10 protein-coding genes and 1 pseudogene are annotated in these 10,573 nt (G+C 68.1%); 9 read left to right on the forward strand and 2 right to left on the reverse strand.

The window, feature by feature from the left end:
* Positions 1–8: 8 nt before the first annotated feature.
* Positions 9–479 carry a universal stress protein gene (locus tag B5X90_RS06555; protein WP_079551123.1) on the reverse strand — a complete coding sequence of 157 codons (471 nt, stop codon included), beginning with the start codon at positions 477–479 and terminating at the stop codon, positions 9–11.
* 176 nt (positions 480–655) lie between these two features.
* Here B5X90_RS06555 and B5X90_RS06560 point away from each other — a divergent pair, with 176 nt between their 5' ends.
* Together B5X90_RS06560 and B5X90_RS06565 are read left to right on the forward strand one after the other, a co-directional pair.
* Positions 656–1,528, forward strand: a complete 873-nt coding sequence (locus B5X90_RS06560) for an NAD-dependent epimerase/dehydratase family protein (RefSeq protein ID WP_079551126.1) — start codon at positions 656–658, stop codon at positions 1,526–1,528.
* A 19-nt stretch (positions 1,529–1,547) separates the two neighbouring features.
* On the forward strand, positions 1,548–2,579 hold the full coding sequence (locus B5X90_RS06565; protein WP_079551128.1) for an aldo/keto reductase: 1,032 nt from the start codon (positions 1,548–1,550) through the stop codon (positions 2,577–2,579).
* Positions 2,580–2,633: 54 nt separating this feature from the next.
* On the opposite strand, the gene B5X90_RS06570 is transcribed toward B5X90_RS06565, so the two are convergent.
* Positions 2,634–3,383 (reverse strand): FadR/GntR family transcriptional regulator, encoded by a 750-nt coding sequence (locus B5X90_RS06570; RefSeq protein ID WP_079551130.1) that lies wholly within the window; start codon positions 3,381–3,383, stop codon positions 2,634–2,636.
* A 140-nt stretch (positions 3,384–3,523) separates the two neighbouring features.
* On the opposite strand from B5X90_RS06570, the gene B5X90_RS06575 reads away from it, so the two are divergent.
* The 7 genes and pseudogenes from B5X90_RS06575 to B5X90_RS06605 form a co-directional block, all read left to right on the forward strand.
* Positions 3,524–4,819 (forward strand): ABC transporter substrate-binding protein, encoded by a 1,296-nt coding sequence (locus B5X90_RS06575; RefSeq protein ID WP_079551132.1) that lies wholly within the window; start codon positions 3,524–3,526, stop codon positions 4,817–4,819.
* Positions 4,820–4,959: 140 nt separating this feature from the next.
* A complete protein-coding gene (locus B5X90_RS06580; protein ID WP_256860090.1) occupies positions 4,960–5,928 on the forward strand; it encodes a carbohydrate ABC transporter permease in 969 nt (322 codons plus the stop codon).
* The gene (locus B5X90_RS06585) at positions 5,925–6,818 is read left to right on the forward strand and encodes a carbohydrate ABC transporter permease (RefSeq protein ID WP_079551137.1); all 894 of its coding nucleotides are present in this window, start codon (positions 5,925–5,927) and stop codon (positions 6,816–6,818) included. The genes B5X90_RS06580 and B5X90_RS06585 overlap by 4 nt, the downstream gene beginning before the upstream one ends.
* Before the next feature lie 7 nt (positions 6,819–6,825).
* Positions 6,826–7,974, forward strand: coding sequence for a galactonate dehydratase (dgoD, locus tag B5X90_RS06590; RefSeq protein ID WP_079551139.1), 1,149 nt, complete (start codon positions 6,826–6,828; stop codon positions 7,972–7,974).
* 80 nt (positions 7,975–8,054) lie between these two features.
* Positions 8,055–8,726: a bifunctional 4-hydroxy-2-oxoglutarate aldolase/2-dehydro-3-deoxy-phosphogluconate aldolase gene (locus tag B5X90_RS06595; RefSeq protein ID WP_079551142.1), complete on the forward strand. Its 672-nt coding sequence runs from the start codon at positions 8,055–8,057 to the stop codon at positions 8,724–8,726.
* Complete coding sequence (locus B5X90_RS06600) at positions 8,726–9,757, forward strand: sugar kinase (RefSeq protein ID WP_143264665.1); 1,032 nt, start codon at positions 8,726–8,728, stop codon at positions 9,755–9,757. The genes B5X90_RS06595 and B5X90_RS06600 overlap by 1 nt, the downstream gene beginning before the upstream one ends.
* A 163-nt stretch (positions 9,758–9,920) precedes the next feature.
* A pseudogene (locus B5X90_RS06605) lies at positions 9,921–10,573 on the forward strand (bifunctional D-altronate/D-mannonate dehydratase); the annotation flags it as partial.

A 10,573-nucleotide genomic window follows, 5' to 3' on the forward strand; every position in this document is an offset into this window, starting at 1 on the left:
GAGGGACCTCATGCGCTGGTCCGGCCCTTGGGGTCGTCCGATTCGGGCCCGACCACCACCACCGGGCAGTGGGAGTGGGCCGCGACGGCCGCGCTCACCGAGCCCATGACCTGATGGAGGAAGCCGCCCTTGCCGCGCCGGCCCACCACGAGCATTTCGGCGTGCTGGCTTTCCTCGACGAGGACCTTGGCGGGCGCCCCGAACTTGACCGAGCGGTTAAGTCCTTCCGGACGCGATTCGCCGAAGGCCCGCTCCAGTGCCTGGTCCACGAGGCGTTCGGCGGTCTCCTCCAGCTCATCGAGGGTGGGCGTTCTGTCCTCGGGCAGGTGGGAGGCCAGGAAGAAATCGGAAGTTCCCAGGCAGGTGATGACTTCCAGCGGGATGTTCAGAGCGGTGGACATGCGCCCGGCGAGGCGGAGCGCCGTCGTCGAAAACTCGGAACCGTCCACACCCACGACAATGCGCTGATCACCGTTCATGTTCCCCAGCCTTGCCCCTGCCCCCGGGACTGCCTAGGGCCGAAAGTCACGCGGGGCTGGGCACCACGGCCGCCTCCGCTTAGGGTGGAACGGTGACCGCCGGCACCGGAGCAGGTGCCGGCCCCCCCCGGCCTGACCATGACGGTCAGCCGAGCCTGCCACCCGAGGAGTTCCTGATGAGAGTTGCTGTTACCGGAGGAAGCGGAAAGCTGGGCCGGAACGTCGTGCGCCGGCTCAGCGATGACGGGCACGAGGTGACCAACCTGGACCGCACCGGTGTGCGCGGCCCGGGGTTCACGGAGGTGGACCTGCGCAACTACGGCCAGGTGGTGGATGTGTTCCTCGGCCTGGAGGACCGCCATGCCGGCTTTGACGCTGTGGTGCACCTGGCCGCGATTCCAGCGCCGGGCCTGGCCCCTGATGCCGCCACCTTCGAGAACAACATGCAGTCCACCTACAATGTGTTCCAGGCTGCCCGCCGGGCCGGGATCAAGAAAATCGTCTACGCGTCCAGTGAGACGGTGCTGGGGCTGCCTTTCGACGTCGACCCTCCCTACATCCCGGTGGACGAGGACTACCCCGCCCGGCCCGAAAGCACGTACTCCCTGGTCAAACACCTTGAGGAGCAGATGGCCATCCAGCTGACCCGCTGGGACCCGGACCTGAGCATCACCGGCCTGCGGTTCTCCAATGTGATGGACCCGGAGGACTATGAGGAATTCCCCTCCTTCGACCACGACGCGCGGGCGCGCAAATGGAATCTCTGGGGCTACATTGACGGCCGGGACGGCGCCCAGGCCGTGGCCCGCGCGCTGGAGCACGGCAAGCGCGGGTTCGAGGCGTTCATCATCGCCAACGAGGACACCGTGATGAGCCGCTCCAGCGCCAGCCTCGCCGCCGAGGTGTTCCCGAACGTCAAGGTGGTCAAGGACCTGGCCGAGCATGAGACCATGCTCTCGATCGAAAAGGCCAAGCGGCTGCTGGGCTACGCGCCGGAGCACACCTGGCGGAACTACCACCCGCTGCGCACCACCCCCACGGAAGACTGACCCCAACTTGAGGAGCTCCATGCAATACCGCACCCTGGGCAACAGCGGCGCCGTCGTCTCCAACTATGCGCTGGGCACCATGACTTTTGGCGCCGAGGCCACTGAGGAGCAATCCCGCGCGATCCTGGATGACTACTTCGCGGCGGGCGGCAACTTCATCGACACCGCCGATGTCTACAGCTCGGGGGTGTCGGAGGAAATCATCGGCCGGTGGCTGGCGGACCGGGCCGAGGTCCGGGACCGGGCGGTGGTGGCCACGAAGGGCCGCTTCCCGATGGGCCAGGCCCCCAACGACGTCGGAACCTCCCGCCGGCACCTGGTCCGGGCACTCGATGACTCGCTGCGCCGGCTCGGCGTAGAACAGATCGATCTCTACCAGCTGCACGCCTGGGATCCGGTCACGCCCCTCGAGGAGACTCTCCGGTTCCTGCACGACGCCGTCACCAGCGGCAAGATCGCCTACTACGGCTTCTCCAACTTCCTGGGCTGGCAGTTGACCAAGGCAGTCCATGTGGCGAAGGCCCACGGCTGGAGTGCCCCGGTGACGCTGCAGCCGCAGTACAGCCTGCTGGTCCGTGAGATCGAGTCGGAAATTGTCCCGGCCTCACTCGACGCCGGAATCGGGCTGCTGCCCTGGTCGCCGCTCGGCGGCGGGTGGCTGTCCGGCAAGTACAAGCGCGACCAGCCGCCGGCCGGGGCCACCCGTCTGGGCGAAAACCCGAAGCGGGGGATGGAGGCCTGGGAGGCCCGCAACGCCGATCCGCGCACCTGGGACGTGATTGCCGAGGTGGAGCAGACCGCCGAAGGCCACGGCGTGAGCCCTTCCCAGGTGGCGCTGGCCTGGCTGGCGGACCGGCCTGCGGTGACCTCGGTGATCCTGGGCGCCCGCACCACCGCGCAGCTGGCGGACAATCTCGCGGCCGCGGATCTGCGGCTCACCGCGGGGGAGACGGAGCGGCTGACCGAGGCCAGCCGGCCGCGCGTCGGCGTCTACCCGTACGGGCCGATGGCCCAGGAACAGCGCAGCCGGAAGCTCGAGGGCGGCCGCTAACCCAACAACACCTCGCACCGGTCCATGGACGCGGATCGGTGCGAAGTGGCCCGCTCAGGTTCCGGGGGAGGCGGTGCCGCCGGCGTGGTAGTTGGACCAGATGTCGCCCATTTCCTCGGTGGACTGCTCCACGATCCTGCTCATGGCGGCGTGCGCGGCGTCCGCCTCACCGCGCTGAATGGCGCTGGCCACATCGACGTGCAGCTGCAGGGCCTCGTGGTGAGGCAAGTGCGGCATGAGGCCGTGCTGGGTGCGCCCGGTCAGCACCTCGGTGACCAGGTTATGCAGCTGGGCGAACATGGCGTTGCCGGAGGCCCGGAGTACCGACGCGTGGAATTCGATGTCGAGCCGCAGGAACTCGTCCCGGTCTCCGCGCTGGCCGGATGCCCACAGCCGTGCGGCCAGCGAGACGAGGTCGCTCCCGGCATCCCAGGAAGCCCTCCCGGCGGCGAGGCGGGCGGCCGCCGGTTCGATTGCCCCGCGGAGCTCGTTCAGGGCCTGCAGCTGCTCCAGCCGCTTTGACGAGGCCAGCCGCCAGCGGATTACCTGCGGGTCGTACGCATTCCACGATTCCTCCGGCTGCACCACTGTCCCCAGCCGCCGCCGCGACTCCAGCATCCCCTTGGAGGACAGCACGCGGGTGGCTTCCCGCACCACGGACCGGGAGACGTTGTGCTGGGCCTCAATCTCGTCCAGGCGCAGGATCGAGTGCGGTGCCAGCGTCCCTTCGGCGATGGCAAGCCCCAGGTTCTGGAGCAGCACGGCATGCAGGTCTGCTGTTGGCTCCGTCTTTGGAGTTTTCATAAATAAATCATACTGAGAGCCCACAAGGCCTTGTATAAATCTGTTTTATTTACCTAAGATCACTTCCAGAGCAGATGTAAAGATGCATTTGCAGCCGGTTGGACAGAGACGCCCAGCCCTGAAAACCAAAGGAAGTCGTAATGAAGCGACGTTCAATTGCGAAGTACGCGGCGGTCGCCGCCGTCCTTTCCCTGGGCCTGACTGCCTGCGGCGGGGCCAGCGGCAGCTCCGACGCCAAGACCTCCGGCACCGTCCGGGTCACCCTCGCCAACCACGTCTGGACCGAGGGCATCAAGGCAGCCATTCCGGAATTCGAGAAGTCCAGCGGACTCAAGGTCGAACTGACCCAGCTGGGCGAAGACCAGCTCTCGGACCAGTACAACGTCAAGCTCAACGCAGGCAGCGACGAGATCGACGTCATGATGTACCGCCCGCTCCAGGAAGGAAAGGCGTTCGCGAAGAACGGCTACCTCGCGGACCTGACGTCCAAGGTCTCCTCGGACGCCGCCTGGGACTGGAAGGACTACCAGGAGGGCCCGGTCAAGGCCACCACCGCTGACGGCAAGGTGGTCGGCGTCCCGATCATCACCGAACGCGAAGTCCTCTACTACCGCAAGGACCTGCTGAAGGCCGCCGGCCTGGAAGTTCCCAAGACGATGGACGAGCTCGAAGCCGCGGCCAAGGCCATCAAGGCTTCCTCCCCGGGCACGGCCGGCTTCGTGGCCCGCACCGGCAAGTCCGCCGCCGTCACCCAGTTCTCCAGCTTCCTGTACAGCTTCGGCGGCGACTTCACCGACGCCAGCGGCAAGTCCGCCGTCAACTCCGACGCCGCGAAGAAGGCCTACGCGTTCTACGGCGGCCTGATCAAGAACTACGGCCCCGCCAACGTCAGCACCGACATGAGCTGGCCCGAAGCCATGGCGATCTTCACACAGGGCAAGGCCGCCTTCTACACGGAAGCCGACTCGCTCTACAAGAACGCCACCGACCCGGCCAAGTCCAAGGTCGCCGACACCGTCGGCTTCGCCTCGCTGCCCGCCGGCCCCGCCGGTTCGAAGCCGTACAACATCCCGTCCTGGGGCCTCGCCATCAACCAGGCATCCAGCAACCAGGACAACGCCTGGAAGTTCATCCAGTGGGCCACCAGCAAGGAACGCACCCTCGAGGCGCAGAAGGCCGGAGTCCCCGGACCCCGCGCGTCGGTCTGGGCTGACCAGGCCGGCACCTCCACCTACCCGAAGGACCTCGCCGAGGCCATCTCGGCCAGCGCCAAGAACGGCGTCGGGCACGACCGTCCCGAGGTTGTCACCGTAGGCAAGGCCCGCGAAATCGTGGGCGGCCCGATCGTCGCCACCATCACCGGCTCTGACTCGTCCGCCGCAGCCGACACGGCGCACGACGCCTTCCAGAAGTTCCTGGACAGCGAAAAGAAGTAGCGCCCCCGGCGCGCCAGCGCCGGCCAGGCTTTGCGCCTGACGCTCTACGCCTGAGCACCAAACAGCCCGGCGGGACGGCGGTCCGACGCCGTCCCGCCGCGGCCAGCTTTTCACTTCACCCCCAACTCCTTAGGTGAACCATGTCTGTATTGACCACTCCCCGCAGCGCCCAGTCCCAGCCTCCGTCCGGCCGCAAGGGCGCCCGCACCCCCGGTGCACGCGAGAAGTTCTCCGGCTGGGCCAACCGGCACCGCAAATGGCTCTTCGCCGCCCCCGCCATGATCTTTGTCGGCGTCCTGATCGTCTTCCCCCTCGGCTGGACCCTGTACCTGAGCCTGACCGATTCGCAGGGCTCGGTCCGGGCGGCCTCCGAGTTTGTCGGCGTGCAGAACTACCTCACGGTCCTCTCCGACGTCGAACGCTTCTGGCCCGCCGTCGGCCGCACGCTGAGCTTCACCGGCGTTGCCCTTGTCTGCGAAGTGGTCCTCGGCATGTGCATTGCGCTGCTGCTGTGGCGCCCGTTCCGCGGCGAAAAATGGGTCCGCGTGGCCATCCTGCTCCCGCTTGTAGCCACCCCCGTGGCCGTCGGCATGATGTGGAGGCTGATCTTCGATCCCAACATCGGCTTCGTCAATCAGCTGCTCGGCATGGTCGGGATTCCCGCCCAGCCCTGGCTCTCCGGCCAGGACACGGCGCTCGGCACCACCATCTTCATGGACGTGTGGCAGTGGACCCCCATGGTGGTCCTGATCCTCCTGGCCGGACTGACCTCGCTCTCCGAGGAACCCGACGAGGCGGCCCGGATGGACGGCGCCAACGCCTTCCAGCGCTTCTTCTTCATCACGCTGCCTCTCATGATGCCGACCGTGATCGTCGCCATCCTGCTCCGGGGCATCGACGCCCTGAAGACCTTCGACATCCTCTACGCCACCAAGGGCAAGGGCGGCGGGTCCTTCCACGAAGTGGAAACGCTCAACGTCTACGCCTACGGGCTGAGCTTCGACTACAACCAGTACGGGCTTTCCTCCGCGGTGCTGATCCTGTTCTTCATGATCATCATCGGCTCCATGTGGCTGCTGACCATGCGCAAGAAAGCGGTAAGCAAATGACCGTAGTGTCCGAAAACACCGAACCCCAAACGGCCGCCGCCGTGCCGGCCACGGCCGAGCCGCGGCGCCGGAAGCCCCAGGGCGCCCGTGCGTACAAAGTCTTCCGCGTCGCCGCGCTGGTCGCCGTGGTGCTGTTCCTGGTGGCCCCGCTGTTCTGGATGCTGCTGGCCTCCTTCAAGACCAACGTGGACATCTACGACACCGGCAAATCATTCTTCTTCACGCCCACGGGCGAGAACTATGCCAATGTCCTGCAGCGGAACAACTACTTCGTCTTCATCTTCAACAGCTTCTGGGTGGCCTTCGTGTCCACGGCCCTGTCGCTGGTCCTGGGCGTGCCGGCCGCCTATGCCATGAGCCGGTTCACCATGCACCGCTCGGCGCTCGTGGTCCTGATGGCCCGCGTCATCCCCGGCGTCTCGCTGCTGGTGCCCTGGTACTACGTCTTCTCCAACCTGAAGATGGTGGGCGGTTTCGAGGTGCTGATCCTCAGCCACATGTTCGTCGCGCTGCCGCTGATCGTCTACATCATGATGAGCTACTTCGATTCCCTGCCGCTGGAGCTGGAGGAATCGGCCCAGGTGGACGGCCTCACCCCGATCGGCGCCTTCCGCCGCATCACGCTGCCGCTCTCCGTCTCCGGCATCGCCACCGCCGGAATCCTGTCCTTCATCTTCTCGTGGAACAACTTCATGTTTGCCCTGGTGCTCTCCGGCTCGAAGACCAAGACCCTACCGGTCGCGATCTTCGACTTTGTCTCCTACGCCAGCATCGACTGGGGCGGTCTCATGGCGGCCGCCACCGTGGTCACCATCCCGATCATGATCATTGCGCTCTTCACGCAGAAGTACATCGTCTCCGGCCTCACCGCCGGGGCGACCAAGGGCTAGGCAGGACATGACACTCATCAGCAGGATTGAAACGTTCCTCGTTGCGCCGCGCTGGCTCTTCGTCCGGATCGAGACCGAGAGCGGGATCGTCGGCTGGGGCGAGGCGAGCTGCGAAGGCCGCAGCGAAACCGTCCGCACCGCCGTCGAGCAGCTCTCGGAGCTGCTCATCGGCAACGATGCGCTGCGGATCGAGGACCACTGGCAGGTCATGACCAAGGGCTCCTTCTACCGTGGCGGGCCGATCCTGGCCAGCGCTGTGTCCGGCCTGGACCAGGCGCTCTGGGACATCGCGGGCAAGCACTTCAACACGCCCGTGCACCAGCTTCTCGGCGGCCATGTCCGGGACCGGATCCGGATGTACGGCTGGGTGGGCGGGGATGAGCCCAATGAGGTGGCCGACCAGATCAGCGCGCAGCTGGAGGTCGGCCTGACGGCGGTCAAAATGAACGCCAGCGGCCGGATGAGCCCCATCGCCTCCGTGGCAGAGCTCGACGGCGTCGTCCGCCGCGTCGCCGCCGCCCGTGAGGTCCTCGGCGACCACCGCGACGTCGCCGTGGACTTCCACGGCCGCTTCAGCCTCGCCAACGCCCGCCGGGTGGCGCCGCTGCTGGAACCGTACCGGCCCTTCTTCCTCGAAGAGCCGGTGGTGCCGGAAAACACCCACCTGCTGCGCGAGTTCACCTCCTCCACGACGACGCCGGTCTCCACCGGTGAGCGGCTCTACAGCCGGCAGGAATTCCTGCCCGCGTTGCAGGCCGGCATCGCCGTGGCCCAGCCGGACCTCTCCCACGCCGGCGGCATCACCGAGGTCCGCAAAATCGCCTCGCTCGCCGAAATCTACGAGGTCCAGCTCGCCCCGCACTGCCCGCTGGGCCCGCTGGCGCTCGCCGCCTGCCTGCAGGTGGGCTTCGCGACGCCCAACTTCCTGATCCAGGAACAAAGCATCGGCATCCACTACAACCAGGGCGCCGAAGTCCTGGACTACGTGGTGGACAAGTCCCCGCTGAAGTTCGTGGACGGACACATCGAACGGCTCACCGGCCCCGGCCTGGGCATCGAGATTGACGAGGCCGTGGTCCGGGCCGCTGACAAGCGCGGGCATGCCTGGCGTGGTCCCGTCTGGCGGCACTCCGACGGCGCCTTCGCCGAGTGGTGAACGCCGGAACGCCGGGGCCGGACCTGTCGCCCCGACGGACTTGCCCCGACGGATTTGCCCCGACGAAGGAGAAGCCTGACATGGAGAACACGCTGACGCCCGAACTGCTGCTGGCCGGGATCCAGGAAAGCCGGCTGGTGGCCATTGTGCGCGGCACGGACGGCGGGGCCGCCGCGAAGGCAGCCCTCGCGGCGATGGAGGAGGGCTTCCGGTACGTCGAAATAGCGCTCACCACGCCGCGGGCCCTTGAAGCCATCCGGGAAGTCCGCGCGGCCGCCCCCGCGGGCTGCTTCGTCGGTGCCGGAACGGTGCTGACGGCCCAGGACGTTGCCCGTGTCGCCGAGGCGGGCGGCCAGTTCATGGTGACCCCGTCGCTGGCAGAGTCGATTGCCGAGTCGGCCCGGCTGGCACTGCCTGTGCTCGCCGGTGCGCTGACACCCAGCGAGGCCCACGAAGCCATGAACCGCGGCGCCACGGCCGTCAAGCTCTTCCCCGCTTCCATCGGCGGTCCGGGCTACCTCAAAGCGCTCCGCGACCCGTTCCCCGGGATCCCGTTCATCGCCGTCGGCGGCGTCGGGCTGGATGAAGCCGCGGGCTACTGGGAAGCCGGCGCCATTGCCGTGGGGCTCGGCGGACCGCTCTTCGGCGATGCCGGCTCCGGCGGCGACCTCGCCCCGATGCGGGAGCGGGCCCGCGGTTTCGTGACCCTGGCCGCCGGGTTCGGCCGCCCGCGCGCGGAGAGCCTGCAGTGATGGCCGCCGTCGGCCCGGCTTTGGCCGAAGAGAGAGTCGACCTGCTGACGTTTGGCGAGTCCATGGTCTCGCTGCGGTCCACCGGCCCGCTGTCCGCCGGCGGCAGCCTCGGCATGCACGTGGCCGGGGCCGAATCAAACGTTGCCGTCGGGGTCGCCCGGCTCGGGCACAGCGTCACCTGGGCCGGGGTTGTCGGCGCCGACCCGCACGGGGAGTACATTTTGCGGCAGCTGCGCGCCGAGGGGGTCGGGCTGCGGCACCGGATTGACGCGGCAAGGAACACCGGGGTGATGTTCCTTGAACAGCGCACGGCGGATATCACCCGGGCCTTCTACTACCGCGCCGGATCCGCCGGATCCACCATCGGCCGGGAGGACCTGGACCGTGCCCTGGCGGCCGGCGCACGGATCCTGCACCTGACCGGCATCACCGCCGCCCTGAGCCCCGATGCCCGCAAGGCCGTGGAGTACGCGGCCGAGCGCGCCGCCGCCGAGGGCATGGAGGTCTCCCTCGACGTCAATTACCGCAGCAAGCTCTGGACCCGGGAGGAGGCCAGCGCCGCGCTCACGCCGCTCGCCCGGCACGCCAGCATCGTGATTGCCTCCGACGACGAGCTCGGGCTGGTCGCAGCCCCGGTGGGGGCCGGCCCGGAGGGATCACCGCACCCCGGCGATGCCGATACAGATGCAGATGCCGCTGAAACCGCCATGGCCGCCGAACTGCTGGAGCGCGGCGTCCGCGAAGTCGTGGTCAAGCGCGGCGCCGCCGGCGCCGGCGTGCACACCGCCGACGGGCGATGGGAAGTGCCCGCCGTGCCTGTGACCAGCATCGATACCGTGGGCGCCGGGGATGCCTTCACCGCCGGCTACCTGTCCGCCCTGCTCGACGGCGCCGACGTCGCCGGCCGCCTGCAGCGCGGCGCCCTGGCGGGAGCCTTCGCCGTCAGCACCGCGGGGGACTGGGAAGGCCTGCCGGGCCGTGCGGAGCTGGCATTGCTCGGGACCACGCCGGGCGGAACCACCCAGCGCTGAGCCCCCGCTTTAGGCCCGCCGCACCGGCGCCGGAGCTTCGTCCGGCGGAAGCACCGGCAGCGCTGCCGGAACCTCCGACGCCGCGCCGGTCGTTTCGGCCGAGGCCGGGCCGCTGGCGCCGGGCCACTAAGACACCCCCCGTTAGAGCAGATAAGGACCTGTTGTGAAAATCATTGCCGCTGAAGTGTTCGTCACCAGCCCCTCCCGGAACTTCGTGACCCTGCGGATCACCACCGAGGACGGCGTGACCGGGATCGGGGACGCGACCCTGAACGGGCGCGAGCTCGCGGTGGCCGCGTATTTGAAGGAGCACGTCGCGCAGCTGCTGATCGGCAAGGACCCGCACCGGATCGAGGACACCTGGCAGTTCCTGTACCGGTCCTCGTACTGGCGCCGCGGCCCGGTCACGATGGCCGCGATCGCCGCGGTGGACATGGCGCTGTGGGACATCAAGGGCAAGCTCGCCGGGATGCCGGTCTACCAGCTCCTGGGCGGGGCGTCCCGGAACGGGCTGCGCGCCTACGGCCACGCCTCCGGCGCGGACCTGCCCTCGCTCTTCGACTCGGTCCGCGAACACCTCGAGCTCGGCTACAAGTCGATCCGGATCCAGACCGCCGTGCCCGGGATCAAGGCCGTCTACGGCGTCGCGGCCCAGGCCCAGGCCTCCGGGGAACGCTATGACTACGAACCGGCCGGGCGCGGGGCGTTCCCGCAGGAAGAGGACTGGGACACCCGCGCCTACCTCCGCCACCTGCCGACCGTGTTCGAGGCCGTGCGCAACGAGTTCGGCCCGGACATCCCGCTGCTGCATGACGG

The sequence above is a fragment of the Arthrobacter sp. 49Tsu3.1M3 genome (assembly GCF_900168135.1).
Taxonomy (GTDB): domain Bacteria; phylum Actinomycetota; class Actinomycetes; order Actinomycetales; family Micrococcaceae; genus Arthrobacter.